This window comes from Huintestinicola sp., assembly GCF_050874005.1.
Lineage (GTDB): Bacteria > Bacillota > Clostridia > Oscillospirales > Ruminococcaceae > Huintestinicola.
Genome location: NZ_JBNMJV010000021.1, coordinates 1 through 23967 on the forward strand (window position 1 = coordinate 1; position 23967 = coordinate 23967).

The window sequence follows — 23967 nt, forward strand, 5'->3', positions numbered from 1 at the left end:
TAATTGATAACTTGATTCTCATTGCCGGTCATCTCACTGTTCACGCTCGTAAGCTCCGTCTTGCTCTTGGAAGATGCAATGCTTGGATTCAGACCTTCTTAAGACTTTCGGCAGCGTTTTGAGTTTTGCGGAATCAGGTATTTATATCAAATCGTCCAAATCGTCCATCGAACACCCTGTCATAAAACTCGACGGTTTTCCTATATGCGGGATTATCGCCGATATTTTTCGGAAAGACAATGGGTATATCGGAGCTGCCGTTTTCGGTGATAAAGGTAAGCGTTATATTTTTTCTGAAAGAATTACAGAGCGGAAATCCTTTTGAGCTGTATATCTGCACATTGGGATTTTTGAACGTAAGCCGTTTGGCAAAGGAAAAAAGATTTATATCATTTATCTTCGTAACGCTTTCGGGAAAAACTATTTCCATTCCCGATATTTTGCTCCACCGTCTTTCAAGATCATATCTGCTCATATCTCCCGATATTATGCGGACATTATCGGATATCTGCCACAGGCTGCCCGAAAAATCCGGTCTGATGCTAAAAAGAACGCCGTTAATAACAATGCCGTCCTTTGTAACGCTTTCCTTTTCAAGCATCGTTCTCGTAAACGGATAACCTCTGAACTCGGTATCGGCGCCTATTCTGACTCTGCTGTCAAGGCTTAGGCAGTTTTTAAATGCGTCGCCATAAATCACTTTCACATTTCTCAGATCAATGTCCCAAAGCTTTTCACAGCCCACAAAAGCCTGTCTTTTTATTATTATAACAGAGGACGGTAAGATCACTCTTTCAATAGACTTATTATTTTCAAAAGCATTTTCACCTATGGTTTTAACTCCCTCGGGAACGGTAAAAATCTTTTCATCTGTCCTGACCTTCTGAAGCACATCGCCTGTGATAAGCACATCACAGCTTTTCTCAAAAGGTGTACCGAAAAATACCCTATCGCCGCAATACTCAGCCTTTTCCCACGATACCCTTGAAAGCGCTGTGCAATTGCCGAAGCACTCGTCTAAAAGAGAACAGCTTTTCAGCTTCACCTCTTCAAGAGCTGTGCACCTGCCAAAAGCACTGCCTTCAATAAATGCCTTTCTGCCGAAATGAAGCTTTTTCAGATTTGCCTGATCGTAAAAGGCAAGCTCGCCTATTCGCACATAGGCTTCGGGAAAATAAATTTCCGTAAAAATCGGTCCCCACAATGGTTTCCTGATATTACATCTCGGTATTCTGTATGCTCTGAACGCACCTTCACCTATTTCCTTCACAGTATCGGGAAAAACAAGCACAGCATTTTTTATATTAGGTAGAGCAATGGGACGGCAGCTGTCGGCTATCCTCACAACAGGGTGGTTGTCAATATATGCTGGAATGATTGTCTTTTCGGACTTAACGTGAATACTTGTAATGATAACCTGCTTTTTTCTTGTATAACAAAACTGAAAGCCTGCCTGCTGAGCTTCCTTAAACGTTAAACGAAGCTCGTTGTTTTGGACTTCTGTATCGGGCTTGGGATTATCCGAAACAACAGGAAAAACAGCCGACTTTTCACTTTTTTTATCGGCAGAGGTATTTCCCGAAGGCTTTTTTATCACCGCCGCAATATCGGAAAGCATTTTGAATATATCCATTTTAGTACTCCATTATTTTGTAATCCTTGTAAAGTGCGCCGATGTCTTTCGGCTTTTTTTCGTCGTTCAGATGCTCATATATGGGGGCGCAGATACGTGCCGCACCGTCATCAAAGGATAGATAGGGCTTGAAATTTTTTGAGACCTCATACTCCGATGGAAACTGATTTGATATCCAGCCCAGGTCAACGCTGTACATAAATATCCGCTCTGCAGCAAATTCCCCTGCAAGTGAATGGGTCATCATATTAAGAGAAGCCTTTGCCATATTTGTATGAACGTGACGGGCAAGCTTCATTTTGTGATTGAACCGCCCCTCCACCGAGGAAACGTTTATTATAAACCTGTTAGGGTGAGGGCTTTTTGCCATATGTGATTTAAGCTGAGCCGTAAGCAGAAAGGGCGCAGTAACGTTTATAAGCTGTACCTCAAGCAGTTCTGCGGCGGATATTTCCTCGCTCTTTGCCACACAGGAATTATGCTCGGGAGTTTCATAAAAGGACAGATCATTGTCACAGATCGCAGGCAGCAGTTCATAGGTATCCTCTCACGATGTCAGAATACGGGCAGGCAACTCGCTGCAAAATTCCAGCCGAAGCCGTTCCTCCCCGGCGGCAAGCTCCGCATAATATGACGGAGCCTTGCGTATGGTCTGAGCGGCATTGTTTATGAGAATGTCAAGACCATTCGGGAACATTTCCTTTTCATAGGAAATAAGCATATCCATTCTGTCCGCACGTTTAAGGTCAAATCCGCAAATGTGAAGCCTGTCACCGAACTCATTAAAATCAGGCTCCGAGGAATATCTTTTCATTGCGTCATAGGGAAAGCGGGTCACAGCAATGACCTCGGCACCGTTTCTCAGAAGCCTGAGACAGGTGTGATATCCGATATTTATCCTTCCCCCCGTCACAAGCGCTGTGTAGCCCGAAAGGTCGGCGCTCACAGCCCTGTGAAGAGCGTTCATTTTCTCACATTCGGGGCATATCCCGTAATGTTCAATATTTTTCCTTTTACAAATAAGACACTGCCGCATATTTCCACCTGCCTTATTTACAATTATAACATTATAAAAATAAACTGTCAATCTTGACTTAACATAATTATTGTGCTATAATATATATGCCTTTCCTCGTGCATTTGCAGAGCCACACCCCCACGTGTGTGTGAAAGAGCCTTGCTCTTTCAGGGGCGGCTGCGGTAGTTTAATCGGTAAAACTCCCTCCTGCCAAGAGGGGAATATGTCGGTCCGAGTCCGACCCGCAGCTTTATTTTGATAATTTTTTTCAAATATAATATACGGTATACCTCCCACTCTTTCTGTCAGGTGCTTCTGAAAGAATGCTGATCTAAAATCCAAACTATGCCAGAGCCTTTTCTAATGAAACTATATAATTTGCATTATAAAATCAAAAAAATTCCCCGATATGCTCCACACGAAGCATATCGGGGAAAATTTATTCATTAGTCATCAAGGCACTTGTCAAGGCTGTCGCAGATAGCCTGCTTGTCCATTTTCTGACCGATGAAAACAAGCTTTATCTCCCTGTCGCCGTACTTCTCGTCCCAGTCAGCGGCAATTTCGGGATACTGCTTCAAAAGGCGCTTTCTCTCCTTTTCGGGAGCAGCGGCAAACCACTTGCCCGAGCCTGTTGCGGTTATCTGAACACCTGCCTGCTCAAAAACGAAAGCGTTCTCGGGATCATCTGAGAACCACAGCATACCCTTGCAGCGGATAATGTTCTTAGGCCAGTTGCCCACCCATTCCTGAAGCCTGTCCTTGTTAAATGGACGGCGGCGGCGGTAAACAAAGGTGCCGATACCGTATTCCTCAGCCTCGCCCTCCTCGTCATTGTGGCAATGATCGTGATGGTGATGATGATGTTCGTGTTCAGCGTGTTCATCGTCATCATCGTGATGGTGGTGATGTTCGTGCTCATCGTGATCGTCATCATCGTCATCGTGATCGTGGTGATGATGCTCGTCCTCCTCGCTGTCCTCCTTGCCGGCTTCCTCGAAAGCCTTTGCCCAGCCTGCGGAAGTAACAGCCTCCTCAAAATCATAAGCACCCGTATCAAGAATATCAGGAACTGCAACCTTGCCAAAGCTTGCCTCGATAATTCTTGCCTTGGGCTGCAATACCTTTATCATAGCTTTGACCCTGCCAAGCTGCTCGCTGTCTACCTTGTCCACCTTGTTGAGGATAATGGTTGAGCAGAATTCTATCTGCTGGATAAGGAGGTTTTCAATGTCCTCCTCGTCAATGTTTTCTTTAAGCAGCTCATCGCCGCAGCCAAACTCTGTAGCCATTCTAAGAGCGTCCACAACAGTAACGATATTGTCAAGACGGCAGATAGGGGGATATTTTTTATCAGCTTTGCCCTCGAGAACGGAAATGGACTGGGCAATTGGCAGAGGTTCGCAGATACCGCTTGCCTCAATGAGAATATAGTCAAACTTTCCTGTCTTTATAAGGTCGGTTATCTGGTTCATAAGGTCAACTTTAAGAGTGCAGCAGATACAGCCGTTTGACAGCGGAACAAGATTATCGTCCTTCTGAGTCACCGTGCCGCCCTTCTGGATAAGCTCGGCGTCAATGTTCACTTCACCGATATCGTTGACAATAACAGCGCACTTGTAGCCCTCCTGATTATTAAGCACGTGATTGATAAGAGTAGTTTTGCCCGCTCCGAGATAACCCGTCAGCAGAGTAATGGGAACAAGCTTTTTTGAATTAGCCATAATTAACATTCCTTTCGTATCAAAGCCGATTTCGGCGTATAAGATCTTTTTTTCCTGCAAATAAATATTATACCACTTTGGTTAAAAAAATGCAACAGCTTTCGGGCAATTTTCATCATATCATCACCCTTTTTCAGCAGTTGTTTAAATTGACCAAAAAAGCGTTTCCATTTTTTAAGCATAAATTTACACAATTATGTAGACATATGCGAATAATTGTTGTATAATATAAACATAAATATTCCCCCGAAAGGATTTTTTCATTATGAATATTAACGAAATAAAAGAGCAGATGTGCGATGTCTGCCATAAGATGTGGCAGCTGGGCTGGGTCGCAGCAAATGACGGAAACGTTTCCGTAAAGCTCGACGACGGCACATTTCTTGCCACCCCCACAGGAATATCCAAAAGCTTCATCACCCCGGAAAAGATTGTGAGAATTGACGGCGAGGGCAATATTATCGAAGCGGAAAACGGCTACCGTCCCTCCTCGGAGATAAAAATGCACCTGCGATGCTACAAAGAACGTGAGGACGTAGGCGGAGTTGTTCACGCTCACCCCCCTACTGCCACAGGCTACGCAGTAGCAAACAAAGCCCTTGACGGCTACACAATGATAGAAGCTGTCATAGCCGTAGGCAGCGTTCCCGTCACCCCCTACGGCACACCCTCTACATACGAGGTGCCCGACGCAATCGCTCCTTATTTAAAGGAGCACGATGTAATGCTTCTGCAAAATCACGGCGCACTTACCGTGGGCGCAGACCTGCTCACCGCCTACTACCGAATGGAAACTCTTGAGCTTTTTGCAAAAATTTCCCTCACAGCCCACTTACTCGGCGGAGAAAGAGAAATTTCCCGTGAAAATATCGACCGTCTCTGCAGTATGCGTGAAAATTACAAGGTAACGGGCAGACACCCGGGATATAAGAAATATCCCTACGGAGACAAATAACAGATCATATGGAGGACGCCGATGGACGAACAGGAGCTTATCGCACAGATGAACCGCAATCAGCAGCTTATGCAGCGCATAGACAAGCTGTTTTATGCTGCAGGTTTTCTATGTGTCATCATCAACGGCGCTGTTACTCTGTATGATGTGATGGGCATACCAATGTATCTCGGCAGAGAAGATCTTTTATCTTTCCTCGAAAGTCTACTCGCTCCCGTATCCATCGTGCTGAGCGTGCTGTCCTCCTGCAAGCGTGAAAAATGGACTGTCTATGCACTTGCCGTATTTCTCATACGTGTGCTGCTTGTTATGATCGCACAAAAAAGCTTTATGATGGGAGTGCCGTTTCTTATGCTTTTTGCCCTGCCTCAGTATCTGTGTATGCGTCAGTACAAGGTGCTGTCATTACTCAAAGGGCAGTTCGGCTATCCGGGCTTCAATGCGGAGATCTATATGCATAAGCCTCACCGCCGCACCTCGGGCGAAGAATTTGCCTCCCGTATGAAACGGGCAAAAAGCGATCCAGAAAGCACCAGAATGGACGATATTAAGCCCCCTCCCACAAGCGGCGATTACGAGGACATTTTCACAAACCGCAAAAAGCCGCTGTGACATAATAACACCTCAAGTCACATTCATCATATGACCAATGCAGAAGGATCTGCCAAAATATAAAGGAGATGGAATTTTATGGCAAACAGATTTATCCTCAACGAAACCTCTTATCACGGCTCAGGCGCAATTTCCGCCATTGCAGACGAAGCAAAGGGCAGAGGCTTTAAAAAGGCTCTCGTATGCTCAGACCCGGACCTTATCAAGTTCGGCGTTACAAAGAAGGTAACAGATGTGCTTGACAATGCAGGTCTTGCTTACGAGATCTTCTCGGAAATAAAGCCTAACCCTTCAATTGAAAACGTTCAGGCAGGTGTTGCAGCATTCAAGGCAGCAGGCGCTGATTATCTCATTGCTATCGGCGGCGGCTCTTCAATGGACACCGCAAAGGCTGTGGGCATAATCATCAACAACCCCGAATTTGCCGATGTAAGAAGCCTTGAGGGCGTTGCAGACACAAAAAACAAGTGCGTGCCTATCCTCGCCGTACCCACCACCGCAGGAACAGCCGCAGAGGTGACTATCAACTACGTTATCACCGATGTTCAGAAGAACAGAAAAATGGTCTGCGTTGACCCCCACGATATCCCCGTTGTGGCATTTGTTGACCCCGATATGATGTCCTCAATGCCCAAGGGACTCACCGCCGCAACAGGAATGGACGCTCTCACCCACGCAATCGAGGGCTACATAACCGCAGGCGCATGGGAGCTTTCCGATATGTTCCACTTAAAGGCAATCGAAATTATCGGCAGAAGTCTCAGAAATGCCGTAGCAAATATCCCCGAGGGCAGAACAGATATGGCTCTCGGTCAGTATATCGCAGGAATGGGCTTCTCAAACGTGGGACTCGGAATCGTCCACTCAATGGCTCACCCTCTCGGTGCGCTCTATGACACACCTCACGGCATTGCAAACGCAATAATCCTCCCCACCGTAATGGAGTATAACGCTCCCGCAACAGGGGAAAAATATCGTGAGATAGCAAGAGCAATGGGTGTCAAGGGCGTAGACGATATGTCTCAGGAAGAATACCGCAAGGCTGCCATTGACGCAGTTAAGCAGCTTGCAAAGGACGTAGGAATCCCCGAGGACCTCAAGGATATCGTAAAGGCAGAGGATATCCCCTTCCTTTCCCAGTCGGCATACGATGACGCCTGCCGTCCCGGAAACCCCAGAGAGACTTCTGTTGAGGAGATCGCAGAGCTGTACAGATCTCTGATCTGACAAAAATTACTTTCCACGCAAAGCAAAACAGGGGCGTTCACCGCAGAGCGCCCTTGTAATGTTTTTTGTGGTATTTCCTACGGCGATGAACAGTTTTATTTTCATAGTCGGAGCAAAAATCATAAAAAAGGAATGATAACAAAATGCGAATTACCCTGAAACGAGTTAAGTCCTCGCTTCCCGAATACAAACAGATAAAGGAGCTTTACCTGAGTGCCTTTCCTCCCGAAGAACGTCCGCCCTTTTTTCTGCTTATGTCAAAGACAGGCAGAGAGGACGTGGATTTCTGGGGCATATACGCCGACGGAAAATGGATAGGTCTTGCTTACGTCATCTCTAAAGAAAAGCTTTCATACCTGTTTTACCTTGCTGTCTCGGAGACCGAAAGAGGCAAAGGCTACGGCTCGGCTATTATCCGAACGCTGAGGCGTATGTATGACGGTCAGCAGCTGTTTTTAGCACTTGAAACTCTCGATGAAGCTGCACCCAATTACGATGAACGTGTAAAGCGAAGAAATTTCTATATGCATAACGGTCTGAAGCCCGTTGACTGTCAGATAACCGAGGGCGGCGTGACCTACGATGTAATGGGCACATCGGAACACCTTGAACCCGATGATTACACCCGAATGATGAATGAATATGCAGGCAGACTGTTTTCACACATTTATCCCTATTCTATTTCACAAACCGAAAGGACAGCCGAATGAAATTTGAACTGAAAATAGATATTGATGAGTTAAACTATCCCCAGGCTATACGTGCCCTGCTCCCCTACATCAAAAAGGAGGATCTGCCCATTCCCGATATGGTAAAAAACGCCGCCGAGACCCCGGGCGTTCTTGAAAATTTCCCGAAATTTATCCCCAAGGAAAAGCAGGACGAAATGATACTCAAAGCCTTTGAGAAAAACAAGGTGCGGATAATCGCCAAAGCCCATAAAATGGCAGATAAAGCAGGCGTTGACCTTACCATATCCGACATCTCCCTCACCGAACAGACCGACGATGTTATCGTCATAAACTGATATTTACCGAAAGGAAGTAATTTAAGTGAACGAAGTAATAAAATGCCTCACCCAGCGCAGAAGCGTCCGTTCCTATGACGGCAGACCCGTCCCCGACGATGTGCTTGAGGAAATACTCACCGCAGGAAAATACGCCCCCAGCGGTATGGACAGGCAGCCTACCATAATGGTTGCAGTCCGCAACAAAGACCTTATCGCCGACCTGTCAATGCTTAACGCCGCCGTAATGGGCAGCAGCACAGACCCCTTCTACGGCGCAGGCACGGTAATAATCGTCTTTGCCGACAGCACCGTACACACATATATGGAGGACGGCTCTCTTGTAATGGGAAATCTCCTGAATGCCGCTCATTCTCTGGGCGTTGACTCCTGCTGGATACATCGTGCAAGAGAGGTCTTTGAGACAGATGAGGGAAAAGCGCTTATGAAAAAATGGGGAATTGATGAGAAATACAAGGGCATCGGCAACTGTATTCTCGGCTATTCCGACAAGCCCTATCCCGAAGCAAAGCCCCGAAAAGATGGCAGGATAATTTACGTTAACAACAAATAAGGAGGGTTTACCAATGCTTAAAAACATACCGAAGATAATCTCCCCCGAGCTTATAAAGACACTTATGGAAATGGGACACGGCGACGAGCTTGTTATCGGCGACGGAAATTTCCCTGCCGAGACCTACGGCAAAAGAGTTATCCGCTGTGACGGACACGGCGTTCCCGAGCTGCTTGACGCAATAATGCAGCTTTTCCCCTTGGACACATACACCGAAAAGCCCGTAATGCTTATGGAGGTGGTGCCTGGCGACCCTGTCGTTCCCACCATCTGGAATGAGTACAAGGCGATAATCAATAAATACGAACCCGAAAACTGCAAGATAGATATGATCGAGCGTTTTGCTTTCTACGAGCGTGCAAAAAATGCATATGCTGTTGTGGCAACGGGCGAGGAAGCCATTTACGCAAATATTATTCTCAAAAAAGGCGTAGTAAAGTAAACAGAAAGGCGGAAAGAATATGCCCGACAGAAAAAGAAGCGTGCTGGTGTTTGATTTCGGAGCCTCAAGCGGACGGGCAATGCTCTGCTCCCTTGAAAACGGCAAGCTCTCAATGGAGGAGGTACACCGCTTCTCCAACGACCCCGTAATGGTCCACGGCACTTTTTACTGGGATATCCTGAGACTTTTTCACGAAATAAAGCAGGGAATTATCAAGGCAAATGCCGCAGGCGGTTTTGAAAGCATCGGCATAGACACCTGGGGAGTGGATTTCGGTCTTATTGGCAGGGACGGAGCACTGCTTGAAGATCCCGTAAACTACCGTGACCGCCGCACAAGCGGAATACTTCCCAAAGCCTTTGAAAAAATATCCCCCGAGGAGCTTTACTCCGTTACGGGAATAGAGATAATGGAAATAAACACCGCATTTCAGCTGCTGTCATTAAAGCTTTGCAGGGAAGAACTGCTGAGCCGCACCGATAAAATTCTTCTTACCCCCGATCTGTTTAATTATCTGCTCACAGGTGAACTTCACAGCGAGCTGTCAATAGCCTCAACCACAGGACTTCTTGATGCCAAAACAAAGGACTGGTCTGAAAAGGTCATAAGCGCTCTCGGACTGCCACGAAGCATATTTCCCGAAATTATCCACTCCGGAACACAGGCAGGTATGCTCACCGAAGAGCTTTCCGAGGAGCTGTGCGTTCCCGTATGTCCCATAACGGCAGTCTGCGGTCACGATACTCAGTGTGCCGCCGCAGCAGTTCCCGCCGAGGAGGAGGATTTCATATTCATCTCCTGCGGCACCTGGTCGCTATTCGGTACAGAAACGGACAGCCCCGTCCTCACTCCCCTTTCCGCAAAATACAACATCACCAATGAAACGGGCTTTGGCAGAAAGACCACCTTCCTCAAAAACATCATCGGGCTGTGGTTCATACAGGAAACAAGGCGTTATCTCCGAAAGCAGGGGCAGGGATATTCCTTTGCCGACCTTGAAAAACTGGCACGTGAGAGCGAGCCTTTCAAATGCTTCATCGACCCTGCCGCCCCCGAATTTGTTCCCCCGGGAGATATCCCTCAGAGGGTAAAGGACTACTGCACCCGCACGAGACAGTACGTGCCGCAGACTCTGGGAGAAGTAATGCGCTGCATTTACGAGAGCCTTGCATTGAAGTACAGACAGTCGCTCGATGAAATTTCCGAATGTACGGGCAGGAAATACAATAAGATATATATGGTTGGCGGAGGTATCAAGGACACCTTCCTTTGCAGTCTCGCCGCCTGCTCCTGCGGCTGTACGGTAAATGCAGGACCTGTTGAAGCCACCGCATACGGAAACGGTGCAATACAGCTTATTTCGCTTGGCGCAATTGACAGTATTTCGGAAGCCCGGAAAATAATCCGCCGCTCGGAGGAAATAAATGTCTACCTTCCCGAAAATGAGGCGGAATGGACTGAAAGCTATGAGAGGTACAAGAGGATAACAGGCATAAGCTGACCCTAATAACAAATACATACACAAAATCCCCGACAGTCATACTGAAAACTGTCGGGGAAATTCTTAATGCTTATTAACCTTTGAGAGCCTGATCAAGGTCTGCAAGGATATCCTTTATGCTCTCTGTACCGATAGAAAGTCTTACGGTATTGGGCTTGATACCCTGATCGATAAGCTCCTCCTCGGTGAGCTGGGAGTGAGTTGTGCTTGCAGGGTGGATAACGAGAGACTTAACGTCCGCAACATTTGCAAGGAGCGAGAAGATCTGCAGTCTGTCGATAAACTCCTGAGCCTCCTTGGCACCGCCCTTTACCTCAAAGGTGAAGATAGAGCCTGCGCCATTCGGGAAATATTTCTCATAAAGAGCGTGGTCGGGGTAATCGGGCAGAGATGGGTGATTTACATTCTCAACAGCAGGGTGATTTTTGAGGAACTCAACCACCTTGAGGGCGTTCTCCACGTGGCGCTCAACTCTGAGAGACAGAGTTTCAAGTCCCTGAAGAAGCAGGAATGCGTTGAAGGGAGAAATGGTAGCGCCCGTATCTCTGAGAAGGATAGCTCTTATCTTTGTAACAAAAGCCGCTGCGCCAACAGCCTTTGTAAAGGAAATGCCGTGATAGCTGGGGTTAGGCTCGGTAATAGAGGGGAACTTTCCGCTTGCCTCCCAGTCGAACTTGCCGCTGTCAACGATAACGCCGCCGAGAGTTGTGCCGTGGCCGCCGATGAACTTTGTAGCCGAATGAACTACGATATCTGCGCCGTGCTCAATGGGACGGATAAGATAAGGAGTAGCAAATGTGCTGTCGATAACAAGGGGTATCTTGTTTTCGTGAGCTATCTCAGCAAGAGCGTCAATATCAGCAATATCGCTGTTGGGGTTTCCGAGAGTCTCAAGGAAAATTGCCTTGGTGTTAGGCTTAACAGCCTTTCTGACCTCGTCAAGATCGTGAATATTAACGAAAGTGGTATCAATTCCGTACTGAGGAAGAGTATGAGCGAGAAGATTATATGTACCGCCGTAAATGGTCTTTGAGGAAACGATATTGTCACCTGCTGCAGCAAGATTCTGGAAAGTGTATGCAATTGCCGCTGCTCCCGAAGCCACCGCAAGAGCTGCAACGCCGCCCTCAAGAGCCGCTATTCTGCGTTCGAAAACATCCTGAGTGGAGTTTGTAAGTCTGCCGTAAATATTGCCTGCATCTGAAAGACCGAAGCGTGCAGCTGCGTGAGCGGAATTTTTAAAAACGTAAGAAGTGGTCTGATAAATGGGAACTGCTCTGGAATCGGTTGCGGGGTCTGCCTCTTCCTGTCCGATGTGAAGCTGCTTTGTTTCAAAGCCCCAAGCTGATGTATCTGTGATCTGTGCCATAATAAAAATCCTCTTTTCTTAAATCATTTTTTTGTTTATAGTTTATAACTGTTTTTAAAAACGGAACAAGGTCAACAGCACATTCGTCCGTAACTTGGCTTATTTATAAATATCATCGTAATCTCCACCATTCCTATTTGCTTAGTAGTGTTTGACTGTGATTATATTATAAATCACTTTTCCAAATTTGTCAAGAGGTTTTCCTATATTTTTGATAGGATTTTGGTATTTTATAACAAGTCACAAATTTTAAGCTAAAAATAAGTTAAAACTTGCTGCATTTTACAAATCAGAAGGAATTTTATCCCATATCCTACAAAATGAAACCAACCGCAAACGCAGTCGGTTTCATTATCATATACTAATCATTTTTGGAAAGCAGTCTATTATACCTTAACTTCTGCCCTGCTGCCGCCGCTGATGTCCTTGGTAACGACGATCTGCTTTTCGATACGCTCTTTAAGCTCGGACACGTGGGAAATAATTCCCACAAGCCTGTTGCCGCCGCCTATTTCCGAAAGCGCCTTTATCGCCTGCCTGAGTGACTCCTCGTCAAGCGAGCCGAAGCCCTCGTCAACAAACATACAGTCAAGCTTTATTGCAGGAGCCGAGGACTGCACCTCGTCCGAAAGTCCAAGAGCCAGCGCAAGTGACGCCTTGAAGGACTCTCCGCCCGAAAGAGATCTTACATCTCTCACCGTTCCGTTATAGTGGTCGAGAACATCAAGCTCAAGTCCCCTCTGACCGCTGCCCTCCGCCTTATCCTGCTCTCTGCGTTTCAGCTCGTACTGATTATCGGACATAATGAGCAGCCTGTGGTTTGCCCTTTCAAGTATCCTGTCAAGGAAATACATCTGCACATAGGTCTCAAAGCTTATTTTAGCCTTGCCCGCAAGCCTGCCATTTGCGGTGTCCGAAAGAGCCATAGCCACAGCGTATTTCTTTTCCGTCTGAGCCATCTCGGCAGATTGTGTCTTTATTTGCTCAAGCGCCGTAATGTTTGAGCGGAGCCTGCCGCATATGACCATATTCTCAGCCGATGCAGCTTCCTTTTTTTCCGTAAACCCTCTGCGCTTTGCCTCGAGAGCTTCAAGGTCTGCACCCTCTGTGTTTTGAAGCTGACTTTCAAGCTGCTCCTTCTGACCCTTTAAAGACTCGGCAAGTGCGGAATTTTTCTTATACTTGTCCTCAGCAGTCTCATATTCCCGTTTAAGGCGGTCTTTCTCCGACAAAATTTTCGATATCTCTGCCTGAGCCGCAGCCTTGCTCTCAAAGCCCACATCCGCCGAAAGCTTTTTCACCGTCTCACGCTTCTGAGCAAGAACCGCTTCATCGGAAGATACAAGACTTTTAAGCTGAGAAATATTATCCTTAATTTCCCCGATCTTCTTTTCAACGGCAGGAACAACCTCAGTCACCGCCTTTTTTCGCTGACTCCTTTCATTTTCAAGCTGAAGAAGTCCCGATTTTTCGGACGTTTCATTGCTTATGCGCATAAGCTCGCCGTCGATATAGCTGTGGATAGAGTTTTCGTCGCATTTGCCCTCTGTCCGCTCCCCTATCCATTTTCTGCCGTTTTCAAATCTGCCCCTTATCTCGCCGCAGCGGCTGCTTGCTTGGTTCATAAGGGTGTTTTTCTGCTGAGCCGTTTCAGCTGCAGCTTCCACCTGCTCCTTTGTTGGTGCAGACTGAGATTTGACGGCAGGTGAGGGGTGATGCAGCGAGCCGCACACAGGGCAAGGCATTCCGTCAGCAAGTTCTTCTGCCAGAATACCTGCCTGTTCATCGTGAAATGCCTTGTTCAGCCGCAGATAATGCGCCTGTGCCCTATCATATTCCCTTGAAGCCGCCAGATAATTTTTCCTTTCCTTTTCAAGCCCTGCACGTATCCTGTCAAATTCATCTGCGGCACGTTTAAGTCTGAGCATTTCATCTCTTTCAGAACTGAGTTTCTCCAGAGCATTATTCAGATTAGCCGCATTCTCTCCTGCATTCTCAAGCTCCGAAAGCTCTTTTTTCAGCGTCAGCAGCCTGTCCTCTCCCTTTTTGAGCAGCTCAGAGTTCTTACTGATAAGCAAACTGTTATCGGAAATCCTCTTTTCAAGAGCCGCCGCTTCCGAAGAAGCATTTTCAAGCTGTGTATATTTTTCAAGCTCATTTTTAAGCTTCTCAGCCTTTGCCGTAAGCTCGTCCCCGGCGGACAGAGCTTCTTTCTTGGCATTAAACTCCTTTTCGGAAGTCTCAAGAACGGGCATCAGTTCCTCAAGCCGCTTTTTTATGTCCGAAAGAGAGTCTTCAGCTTCCTTTATTTTCTTGACTTTGCCGATATTTTCAAGGACTCCCCCAAGCTCTTTTTCAATATCCGCAAGCATTTGAGAATACTTTTTTTCAGCTTCTTTGTCCTCAGCGATCACTTTCTCTATTACCTCCGCAGCATCTTCAAAAGGTATCTCTCCCCTCTTTGCCATCTCAAGCTTCGGGAAATACGTACTTTTCTCATCTGCCGCAACTGCCCCGATAAATCTTGCAGTTCCCGATTTAAGTGCATCATACTCCTTTTTTAGCTCGGAACATCTGTTTTTGAGAATATCCTGTATCTGCTTGTACTTTTCCGTCTTAAATATCTTTCTGAATATCTCCTGCCTGTCTGCCGTGCCTGCTAAAAGCAGCTTCAGAAAATCTCCCTGGGATATCATTGCTATCTGCATAAACTGATCTCTGTCAATGCCGATAATATCCCGCACAGCCTTGTTAACGTCGCTTATTTTTCCGTCAAGCACCCTTCCGTCGGGATATGTGAGACACGCAGAAGCCTTTTCAACAGTGACCCCCTCGCCCCTGCTCTTAGGGCGTTCATAATCGGGATTTCGCCTTATGACGTAAACCTTGTCTCTGTACTCAAAGGTAAGTTCCACCACAGTAGGGATATCCCCTGCCGCATATTTGGAACGCAGCATTTTCGGCTCTCTGTTGTCGCCGCTTGCTTCTCCGTAAAGTGCAAAGGTTATTGCGTCAAAAATGGTAGTCTTGCCTGCTCCCGTATCGCCTGTGATAAGGTAAAGTCCCTCTCTGCCAAGCTTGTCAAAATCTATCACAACAGCCTTTTCCCTGCTGCCCACATAGGGACCGAAGGCGGTCATTTTAAGCTTTATAGGTCTCATTTTATATTTGCCACGCTTCCTTGATGATATCCTCCGCAAATGCAGCCTGCTCTGCGCTCAGAGGAATGTTGTTCTGCGCCTCGAAAAATTCCCCGAAAAGCTTCACAGGGTCTGTCTCCTTCACCTCAGCCGCTCCCGAAATGATATTCTGCCTGCGTGTGCGGGCGTTGTCGTAATCCATTTTCATAAGCCTTTTGTAAACCATTCTGAGCTTTGATACAGCGTCGGGAACATCGCTTTCATCGGTAAGAGTAATGTGAACATAGTCCTCGATATAGCTTGTGCCCTCGTAAAAACTTTTGCTCATAAGCTCCTCATAGCTGCCTTTAAGCTCCACCATATCACGAAGGGGAATAAGTTCCTCTGTTCTGACCGAAAGCTCGCCCTTTTTCAAAAGCTCTGTAACGGTAACGGATTTTTTATGTCCTGCCTCGGAAAATGAGTATTTAAGCGGCGTTCCGCAGTATCTTATCCTTTCCGAGCCAATGTTCTGGGGACGGTGGATATGCCCTAAAGCCACGTAGTCAAACTCAGAAAAAATCTCAGCGGAAACATTATCCGTGCCGCCCACCGACACCTCCTCCGAATCGGAGCGAAGCGCACCCGTAACGAATTGATGGGTGACCAGAATATTCCTCTCGGAAGGGTCAATTTCAAGGTGCCTTACCGCCGTTTCCACCGCCGAGGAATAGCTGTCCGTATCCTCATCGGGGTAAAACGCCCTCACCGATGAAGGTCTGAGAAACGGCAGCATATAAACATTCACCCTGCCGAACCTGTCATCCATAACCACAGGACTGACTTTGCCGTTATAAACGGGTGAAAAATGTATACCGCTTGCGTCCATTATCCTTGAACCGAAAGAAACTCTCTCTGCAGAATCGTGATTTCCGCTGATGATAAAGGTCCGGATATTTCTTTTTGCAATACCGCTTATAAAATCGTCAAACATCGCCACAGCTTCCGCAGGGGGAACGGTCTTGTCATAAATATCCCCGGCAATTATAATACCGTCGGGTTTTTCTCTGTCGATAATGCCCGTTATACGCTCAAGAATATATCTTTGATCTTCAGCTAAAGAAAAATCGCTTACCCTTATCCCCAGATGAAGATCGGAGAGATGAATAAATTTCATAAGATCCAGCCTTTCAAAATGCAGCCCTGCATTTACCTCATTTAACTATCTTTACCGTCACGCTCTGCCTGCCGTTTTCCTTCCATCTGCTGATAAATGTCTCTTTCGGATAACGCTGTATCTCGTCCTTGTCCGAGCAGTCCATAAAGTAATAATATGCTCCGTCATAGCCTGTAAGTATAAGAGTGTGGGAGTTTGTGAGCCACATCACCGTGTCGCCGTCCTCAGTCTGCCACTCCGATACGGCATTGTATTTGTAAGGCTTCATATCAACCGAAGCCCAGACGATAACAGGCGCTCCGCCGTCAATAAGCCTTTCAAGGTCGGCAGAGCTTGCGTCCTCAAGTATCACAGCCTTGTTTTTCGAGCCGTGAGATGAAAAATAATCGTTAAGCACCGCAGCTACGACCTCCTCATAGCAGCCATAGCCCTTTCCGTAAGGGTCTCCCACGAAAACCTTTTTAGGGTCGGGGCCGTAGAGCCTGCCGTCTTTTTCGGTAAACTCGCTGCTTACGGGAAGATAATTATCCGCCAAATCGCACTTGTCAATGGAATACCCGAGAAATTTGAGCATTGCCGCAGCACAGGTTATCTCACAGCCCACAGGCAGCTCGGGATACTGGTTTATTACCTCCATATCTATCTCAGTCTGACCCAGAAAAGACTTAGGCGGGTCGTACCCCTCACACAATTCCTCAATGCCATATCCGCCGAACCTGCGGTGGATATCAGCGTCAAGCTCCGCATAGGCAAGGCGCTCGCCCAGCTCTGTCTTATCCTCGCTGTCCCTGCACACATATATGTATGAAGCGGCGCTGACCGCAAGAGCAATGCCCAGCACCGTACACATCACCGCATATTTCAGCAAAACCGCCTCCTTCAGATCTCTCAGGTAATGAAAACGGGGCGCAAAGCCCCGCTATCACATTTTTCTCATAGCCTTTTTTCTGACCTTTTCCTTGTACATTTCCTCGTCGGCAAAGGCTGCTATCTTCTCTATGGACTCTGTCTCAGATGCTTTCATTCTGTAATATCCGCAGCTGCAGCCGATCTTGTATGGAAGACCGCTTGAGCTGTTGTAATCCTCAAGAATTTGTTCTATCTGATGAAGTATGCCTCTGATCTCCTCATCGCTGCAGCTTCTGAGCACCGAGCAGAATTCATCTCCGCCAGTTCTCACGCAGACAGCGTCCGCAGGCATAGCCTTAGAGATAGCTCTTGCCGTCTGAACAATGGCATTATCCCCTGCCTCGTGACCGTAAAGGTCGTTGATGGGCTTGAGATTGTCAATATCCGAACAAACAACGGTAATGCAGGAGTCCGCTTTTCTGGCATTGTCAAGAAGCTCTATGCCGTATTTTGACATACCACGTCTGTTATAAAGTCCCGTAAGCGGATCTCTTACGTAAAGATTTTCAAGCTGCTCCACCACAAGCTCCAGCTTCTTGTTCATATAAAAGCTGCCCGTGTTGTTGGAAAGCACCATTATCCAGGTGGCAAAATGTTCGCCGTTGCCCTTGAAGCCCGAGGGCTCATATGCAAGGTAGCCTAAGAAATTCTCCTTAAAATAAATGGGCGAAAAGGCAAAGACCACCGCCTTGTCACCGTTAAGTATATCCTCGGGAACAAGTTCCGCCGCAGGGAATTTTTTACCGACGGGAACGCTGCTGCCGTAGCTGAACATATTGACCATTGTGTCGGAGATCCCTCTGAACGAAGAAATGATAGTTTCTTCATCAAGCTCGGCAGTCTCACGTTCAATGTTTGAACAGATGCATACAAACATTTTTTTAAGCTTAAAGAACTCTGCGCTGTGCTTTACGTTGGCAAAAAGCTCTGCCGATGTCTTTACAGCCGCAAAATCAGTATTCATAGCGTGAATGTATGTACGGAACTCCAGCGATGCGCTCTCCGCTCCGTATCTTTCGCTGAAAAAGTCAAACTTATGCTTTTCTTCCTTCGGAACACAGCCGCAGGACTGCATAATAACCAGCTCCGAATCCACCTCGGAATCGACCTCGGTCTCCTTTCCGTTCCAGATATCAGAAATAATTTCCACAGCTCTGTGACCCGCAGCTTCAAAGCCTCTGCGTACAGAGGTAATGGTGGGCTTGTATATCTCGCAGTCACCCACTCCGTCAAAGCCTGTGACAATGATATCCTCGGGTATCCTGTAGCCGTTATTCTGAAGGCAGTCCATACAGAAAAAAGCCATCGTGTCGCTGGCGCAGACAATAGCCTGCGGGATATCGCCCGAAGCGATAAACTGTTCCGTGCAGTCTGCCGCCTTTTTCCAGAACTCGCCGTAAGCTATCCTGCTTTCCTCCACGGGAATATTATGCTCCTCAAGCACCTTTTTATATGCTGCAAGACGCTCCTCGGTCTGGAGATTTCCGGGAAATCCGCCGATAAAATTTATTTTAGTAAGCCCGTGCTCCTCAACAAGATGACGGACAACGAATTCCATAGCCTTTTTATCGCTGAGCAAAACGTTTCTGAAAAGCTTGTGAGTGGGATCGTTAACATTCACAACGGGAATATTCTTCTCCGCAGCCTTTTCTGACACATCAAAAATAACCTTCTCCTCAATAATGGAGTCGCCCAGTATAATAACACCGTCAATGATGTCATAATTTATGAGATTAAATATCTCCGACTCGCCTCTGATGACGCTTTCGGGCAGAACTCTGTTGGAATTAAGCTCGGGACGGTGAATAAGAGTTGCAAAAATAAGAAGATTTACATCCAGCTCGGCGCACTTTGCGCTTATTCCGCTGACTACTCTGCTTTCGTAGTCCCAGTTGTAGCCCGTAACGCAGACCGCTATATTTTTACGTTTCATTCTCCTGCCTCCCCAAAAATAAATCGGGTCATATTTTTTTCTTTTATTATATCACATTAGTTTTTCTATTTCAATACCAAAATAATATATTTTTTACTAATTTACTCTATTTTTTATTGAACATATACAAAAAGCTGCGGAGAAAATTTCCGCAGCTTAGAAATTAGTATTATAATGCCTGAGCCATACAAAGCTTGTAATAAAGCCCCTTTTTCGCCATAAGCTCTTCGTGAGTTCCCGACTCGGCAATCCCCTTGTCGGATATGTACATTATCTTGTCGCAGCTTCTTATGGTGGAAAGGCGGTGAGCGATGATAAATGATGTTCTGCCCTTGAGAAGATGGTCTATGCCCTGCTGAATGTACCTTTCGGTCTTTGCGTCAATGGAGGAAGTCGCCTCGTCAAGCACAAGTATCTTCGGGTCTGCCAGAATGGTTCTGGCAAAGGCTATCATCTGCTTCTGACCCTGAGAAAGTGAGGAGCCTCTTTCCTTGACTACAGTATCATATCCCTTGGGCATTTCGCTTATAAACTCGTCTGCACCCACAATTTTGCAGGCGGCACGTATCTCTTCGTCAGTGGCGTCAAGCCTGCCGTAGCGGATATTGTCACGAATGGTGCCGCTGAAAATAACGCTGTCCTGGAGCATTATTCCCATCTGTGAGCGAAGGGATTTAAGAGTGACATCTGAGATATCCTGTCCGTCAATAAGCACCTGACCGCTGTTTAAGTCATAAAACCTTGAGATAAGATTTACAATAGTCGTCTTGCCTGCGCCCGTAGGTCCAACAAGGGCAACGCTCTGACCTGCCTTAACGTCAAAGGACAGGTTTTCAAGGATATTAACGCCGCTCTCGTAGCCGAAGGTCACGTTCTTAAAGGAAACATCGCCTTTTATCTTGGGCATTTCCGAAGCATTTTCCTTGTCTGTAACGGTAACGGGTTCGTCCATTGTTTCAAAAATTCTTTCAAGATATGCAATGGTGTTCACGAAGGTGTTGTATAGGTTTGAAAGGTTCATAATGGGCTGCCAGAAGCGTCCCGAATAGCCTGTCATAGCTACGATAGTACCTACTGTAATGCCCATCTTGGGTCCCAGCGCAAGGAGACCTATGAGATATATCGCTCCGCTTACCCATATGCCGATATTATCCGCCACAGGCCATACCGCATTGGAAAAGTAAATTGCTTTCATCCACGCTTTTCGGTAATCAACGGAGAGCCTGTCAAAGATAGCCTCGTTCTCCTCCTCACGTGTGAAGCTCTGAGTAATGCTCACGCCCACAAGTCCCTCGTGGAGGTATGCGTTAAGGTTGGAGGATTTGTTAGAAACTCTCTGCCACGCCCTGCGTTGAGCCTTTCTTATGGCAAACATAAACGCAATAAACAGGGGCATTCCCGCAAGTACCACCAGCGCAAGCTGCCAGCAGACGATGAACATAAATACAATAATGAAAAGGATATTGAAAAGCTCAAGCACAAAAGTGATAAGACCGTTTGTGAGCAGGTCGGAAACGCTGTTAACGTAGTTTATTACTCTTGTAAGTATCTTTCCGTGGGGACGGGTGTCGTAATACTCAAAGGGCAGCTTCTGTAAGTGCTCAAAAAGGTCCTTACGGATATCGTATATCATATCCTGTCCTGCTTTGGTCATTATCCTTGCTCTGACCGCAGAAAACTCCACGCTTATGATTATGGTGAGAAGCAGGAAAGCGGAGAGTATGATAAGCTCCGTTTTATTCCCCTCGGGAATGGTAACGTCCAGCGCTCTCTGAGTTATGAGAGGCGCTAAAAGTCCGATAACTGCGGCAAATACGCTCAGCACCATTGAGATTATGACCTGCTTTTTGTATCTGCCCACATATTTGAGCGCACGCTTGAAATGCCGTATGTCAAAAGGGCTTTCAAGCTCTTCATCAACATCAAATTTATTTCTTGCCATTTATATCACTCCCCTTTTGTCAGGTCTGGAGGTCATAGACCTCACGGTAATAGCCGCTCCTGCTTATAAGCTCCTCGTGGGTGCCCATATCCTCTATTTTTCCGTCACGCAGAACTATTATCTTGTCTGCGTCCTTGGTGGAGGATATACGCTGAGCGATGATTATCTTTGTGCATTTGAAGTCAAGATTTCTGAGACTGTTCTGAATGTATTTCTCGGTCTCCATATCCACCGCAGAGGTGGTATCATCGAGAATAAGCACCGCAGGCTTTACGGCTAAAGCACGTGCCAGGGAAATTCTTTGCTTCTGACCGCCCGAGAGACCTACTCCTCTTTCACCGATAATGGTATCATATCCGTCTGAGGTCTTTTTTATAAAATCGTCAGCCGCAGCAAGAGATGCGTATTTATGCACGTCCTCATCGGACATAGAGCTGTTTCCGAATGCGATATTTCCCTCGATAGTGTCCGAGAAAAGAAGAACGTCCTGAGATGCCACACCGATATTCTTTCTAAGCTGTTTAAGCTTTAACATACGGACATTTTCGCCGTCTACCATTACCCGTCCCTCATCCGGGTCGTACATACGTGAGATAAGGTTAATAAGTGTGGTCTTGCCCGAACCTGTAGGACCCATTATCGCAACGTTCTCCCCCGGGTTTATCTTGAATGTTATATCCTTTAAAACAGGATTTTTCTTGTTATAGGAGAAGGAAACGTGGTCAAACTCAACCGAGCCGTCAAAACGTCCGCTCTTGTCAATAGCATCTGAACGGTCAACGATAAGAGGACGTGAATAATATACCTCGATTATCTTGTTGAGAGAAGCTACAAAGCGCTGGAGGTCGTTAACGATATTTCCCAGCATTCTCATAGGGTTGGACATTGTCCAGATAAGTCCCGAAAATGCGGTGTATTCTCCTACTGTGATACGTCCGCTTATAACGAACATTCCTCCTGCAAGAAGCTGTACAACAGTAAGTCCCTGTGCGGCGACTTCGATATAAGGGAAGAATTTCAGCCAGAGAAGTGAAGCTGCCTTGTTTGCCGCAGAATATTTCTTATTCTGATCGTCAAACTTTTCCTCCTCAAAGTCCTCTCTTGCAAACGCCTTGACAACACGGTTGCCGGTAATATTTTCCTCTGCGCCCGTATTCAGTTCCGAAAGTCTGTCTCTCTGCTCCACGTACTTGGGACCTATCACCTTTTTGAAAGCCATTGTAATAGCGAAAATAACGGGAGTAAGAGCAATCATACAAAGCGCCATAAGCCAGTCTATGGAAAAGAAGAATATTACCGAAGCGGTGTACAGCACAAGGCACTCAAGTATAGACTTGATTATCCAGGCTACGGAGTGACGGACCATATCCAGGTCGCCGCTGAGGCGGGTCATAAGATCGCCTGTGCGGTTCTTGTCAAAGAAATCCGAGTCCTGCTTCTGAACATTGGCAAAGAGGTAATTACGCACTCTGTAGATTATTCCCTGAGAAGCTTTTTCGTAGCAGATACCCGAGGTATATGTAATTATGGTCCTGAGCAGGGTAAAGGCTATCATTGCAATTACAAGCGCAATAAGACCGTTCGGATCTGACGAAAGATTTTCCGCAGCGTTTTCGCCGTAGATGTATTCGTCCACTATCCTGCTGCTGTAGTGAGGCGTAATGATGTACATTGACTGACAGATAACAGTCATACAAAGAGCCGCAATATATACCGCACGGTATCCCTTCAGATTTTCCCAAAGCCATTTTATCTGAAACATATTTAACTGATCCCCCTTTTTTAGAAAGACTTTAATTACTGTTCTTACGTTCTTTGTCAGCCTGAAAATTCCCTGTATTTTTCAGGCACTGACAGTTATTTTACACCATATAAAAAGGTTTTCAATTGTTTTTCTGATAATATTATATGAACATTTTTATTTTACCCTGCTTAAACGTTTAACGTGTTTAAACATATTGAGCAGTATAAAAATATTAAACCGACAGCGCACGAAAATCACTTTAAAATTACCCGATTGACTTCGCTTCGATAATATGGTAAAATATTATCATACTACCCCGAAAGGATATGCATAATAATATGAACGATAAAAAAGACATTGAAAAAAAGCCCCCATATTTCACTCCTAAGAGAAAAGGCACCGCCGCCCTTATAAGTCTCGGAGCGGCGGTTCTGTGGGTGATACTCTGGTTTGTCTTTCCTATGGAATTTTACTCTCTTTTCTTTGCCTCAAACATCGGCAGCACCCTGTTTCTGGCGGCGATGGCGGCGGTCATAACATTTCCTGCCTGCTTTATCTGCACAAAGGCACTGAGCAAGGATATCTCAGTCCCCCTGCATTTATGCGTTAATATAGTTGGAATGGTGGGCTGTATCTTCCTCTATTCCATTTTCAGGTATACGGCGGTGTGGTGGCTCATATTGGGACTTGCCGCTCATATTGCCGCAACGGCAGCTGTTTTCGTGACCTCTCCCGACATAAAGGTAAAGAGGGTAAAAGAGAAAAAGGGCAGACTTGCGTCCGCCCTCGCAGGAGTAGTCTGCGCCGTTTGCTCAGACTGCATTTATCTGCTTTTATTTAATGTCCTTCTGGAAACATTCAGGGAGAATTAAAATCTAAATTGCCCTTTTAACGCTGCTTTCGTTTCACAGAGCGGCGTTATTTTTTCTGTCATTTTTCCTGTCGCATTTGCTGCAGCCCGAACAGCCTGAGCATCCTCTGCAGCAGCCGCCTTTTTTATGTGAAACGATCATATATCTCACCGCACAGAAAAGCAGGAAGAATATTATTACCAAAGCAATGATATCGGCAGCAGTCATATG

General features: G+C 46.4%; 21 protein-coding genes and 1 tRNA gene. 10 read left to right on the plus strand and 12 right to left on the minus strand.

Translation table 11 applies throughout. The features are described from left to right. Positions 1–133: 133 nt before the first annotated feature. The 3 genes from ACR0QN_RS08250 to ACR0QN_RS08260 all read right to left on the minus strand — a co-directional run bounded on the left by ACR0QN_RS08250 (position 134) and on the right by ACR0QN_RS08260 (position 2669). The gene (locus tag ACR0QN_RS08250; protein WP_432650729.1) at positions 134–1633 is read right to left on the minus strand and encodes a leucine-rich repeat domain-containing protein; all 1500 of its coding nucleotides are present in this window, start codon (positions 1631–1633) and stop codon (positions 134–136) included. Position 1634: 1 nt separating this feature from the next. Then, positions 1635–2102 (minus strand): SDR family oxidoreductase, encoded by a 468-nt coding sequence (locus tag ACR0QN_RS08255; protein ID WP_432650730.1) that lies wholly within the window; start codon positions 2100–2102, stop codon positions 1635–1637. Positions 2103–2180: 78 nt separating this feature from the next. Beyond that, positions 2181–2669 (minus strand): SDR family NAD(P)-dependent oxidoreductase, encoded by a 489-nt coding sequence (locus ACR0QN_RS08260; protein ID WP_432650731.1) that lies wholly within the window; start codon positions 2667–2669, stop codon positions 2181–2183. Between the two features lie 158 nt (positions 2670–2827). On the opposite strand from ACR0QN_RS08260, the gene ACR0QN_RS08265 reads away from it, so the two are divergent. Further along, a tRNA-Gly gene (locus ACR0QN_RS08265) sits at positions 2828–2901 on the plus strand. Positions 2902–3097: 196 nt separating this feature from the next. Here ACR0QN_RS08265 and ACR0QN_RS08270 read toward each other — a convergent pair. Beyond that, positions 3098–4375: a GTP-binding protein gene (locus tag ACR0QN_RS08270; RefSeq protein ID WP_432650732.1), complete on the minus strand. Its 1278-nt coding sequence runs from the start codon at positions 4373–4375 to the stop codon at positions 3098–3100. A 265-nt stretch (positions 4376–4640) separates the two neighbouring features. Between ACR0QN_RS08270 and ACR0QN_RS08275 the strand changes: the two genes are divergently transcribed. The 8 genes from ACR0QN_RS08275 (at position 4641) to ACR0QN_RS08310 (ending at position 10692) form a co-directional block, all read left to right on the plus strand. Next, positions 4641–5330: a class II aldolase/adducin family protein gene (locus tag ACR0QN_RS08275; RefSeq protein ID WP_432650733.1), complete on the plus strand. Its 690-nt coding sequence runs from the start codon at positions 4641–4643 to the stop codon at positions 5328–5330. 21 nt (positions 5331–5351) lie between these two features. Next, on the plus strand, positions 5352–5942 hold the full coding sequence (locus ACR0QN_RS08280; RefSeq protein WP_432650734.1) for a hypothetical protein: 591 nt from the start codon (positions 5352–5354) through the stop codon (positions 5940–5942). Between the two features lie 78 nt (positions 5943–6020). Continuing rightward, positions 6021–7169, plus strand: coding sequence for a lactaldehyde reductase (gene fucO, locus ACR0QN_RS08285; RefSeq protein ID WP_432650735.1), 1149 nt, complete (start codon positions 6021–6023; stop codon positions 7167–7169). Between the two features lie 143 nt (positions 7170–7312). Beyond that, positions 7313–7879, plus strand: a complete 567-nt coding sequence (locus ACR0QN_RS08290; RefSeq protein WP_432650736.1) for a GNAT family N-acetyltransferase — start codon at positions 7313–7315, stop codon at positions 7877–7879. Then, positions 7876–8196 (plus strand): hypothetical protein, encoded by a 321-nt coding sequence (locus ACR0QN_RS08295; RefSeq protein WP_432650737.1) that lies wholly within the window; start codon positions 7876–7878, stop codon positions 8194–8196. The genes ACR0QN_RS08290 and ACR0QN_RS08295 overlap by 4 nt, the downstream gene beginning before the upstream one ends. Positions 8197–8221: 25 nt before the next feature. Further along, positions 8222–8749, plus strand: coding sequence for a nitroreductase family protein (locus ACR0QN_RS08300; protein ID WP_432650738.1), 528 nt, complete (start codon positions 8222–8224; stop codon positions 8747–8749). 13 nt (positions 8750–8762) lie between these two features. Beyond that, positions 8763–9191: an L-fucose mutarotase gene (gene fucU, locus ACR0QN_RS08305; RefSeq protein ID WP_432650739.1), complete on the plus strand. Its 429-nt coding sequence runs from the start codon at positions 8763–8765 to the stop codon at positions 9189–9191. A 19-nt stretch (positions 9192–9210) separates the two neighbouring features. Then, a complete protein-coding gene (locus ACR0QN_RS08310; RefSeq protein ID WP_432650740.1) occupies positions 9211–10692 on the plus strand; it encodes a rhamnulokinase in 1482 nt (493 codons plus the stop codon). Positions 10693–10765: 73 nt separating this feature from the next. Here ACR0QN_RS08310 and ACR0QN_RS08315 read toward each other — a convergent pair whose 3' ends face one another. The 7 genes from ACR0QN_RS08315 to ACR0QN_RS08345 form a co-directional block, all read right to left on the minus strand. Further along, positions 10766–12061: an O-acetylhomoserine aminocarboxypropyltransferase/cysteine synthase family protein gene (locus tag ACR0QN_RS08315; RefSeq protein WP_432650741.1), complete on the minus strand. Its 1296-nt coding sequence runs from the start codon at positions 12059–12061 to the stop codon at positions 10766–10768. A 386-nt stretch (positions 12062–12447) separates the two neighbouring features. After that, complete coding sequence (locus ACR0QN_RS08320; RefSeq protein WP_432650742.1) at positions 12448–15222, minus strand: AAA family ATPase; 2775 nt, start codon at positions 15220–15222, stop codon at positions 12448–12450. A 1-nt stretch (position 15223) separates the two neighbouring features. Then, positions 15224–16357, minus strand: coding sequence for an exonuclease SbcCD subunit D (locus ACR0QN_RS08325; protein ID WP_432650743.1), 1134 nt, complete (start codon positions 16355–16357; stop codon positions 15224–15226). A gap of 37 nt (positions 16358–16394) precedes the next feature. Continuing rightward, on the minus strand, positions 16395–17225 hold the full coding sequence (locus ACR0QN_RS08330; protein WP_432650744.1) for a C39 family peptidase: 831 nt from the start codon (positions 17223–17225) through the stop codon (positions 16395–16397). 54 nt (positions 17226–17279) lie between these two features. Further along, the gene (locus ACR0QN_RS08335; protein WP_432650745.1) at positions 17280–19199 is read right to left on the minus strand and encodes a GGDEF domain-containing protein; all 1920 of its coding nucleotides are present in this window, start codon (positions 19197–19199) and stop codon (positions 17280–17282) included. 169 nt (positions 19200–19368) lie between these two features. Further along, the gene (locus ACR0QN_RS08340; protein ID WP_432650746.1) at positions 19369–21141 is read right to left on the minus strand and encodes an ABC transporter ATP-binding protein; all 1773 of its coding nucleotides are present in this window, start codon (positions 21139–21141) and stop codon (positions 19369–19371) included. A 19-nt stretch (positions 21142–21160) separates the two neighbouring features. Continuing rightward, entirely contained in the window at positions 21161–22903 is a 1743-nt protein-coding gene (locus tag ACR0QN_RS08345; RefSeq protein ID WP_432650747.1) for an ABC transporter ATP-binding protein, read from the minus strand. A 320-nt stretch (positions 22904–23223) separates the two neighbouring features. Here ACR0QN_RS08345 and ACR0QN_RS08350 point away from each other — a divergent pair, with 320 nt between their 5' ends. Then, a complete protein-coding gene (locus tag ACR0QN_RS08350) occupies positions 23224–23757 on the plus strand; it encodes a hypothetical protein (RefSeq protein ID WP_432650748.1) in 534 nt (177 codons plus the stop codon). Positions 23758–23790: 33 nt separating this feature from the next. Here ACR0QN_RS08350 and ACR0QN_RS08355 read toward each other — a convergent pair whose 3' ends face one another. Beyond that, positions 23791–23964 (minus strand): FeoB-associated Cys-rich membrane protein, encoded by a 174-nt coding sequence (locus ACR0QN_RS08355; RefSeq protein WP_432650749.1) that lies wholly within the window; start codon positions 23962–23964, stop codon positions 23791–23793. Positions 23965–23967 lie beyond the last annotated feature (3 nt).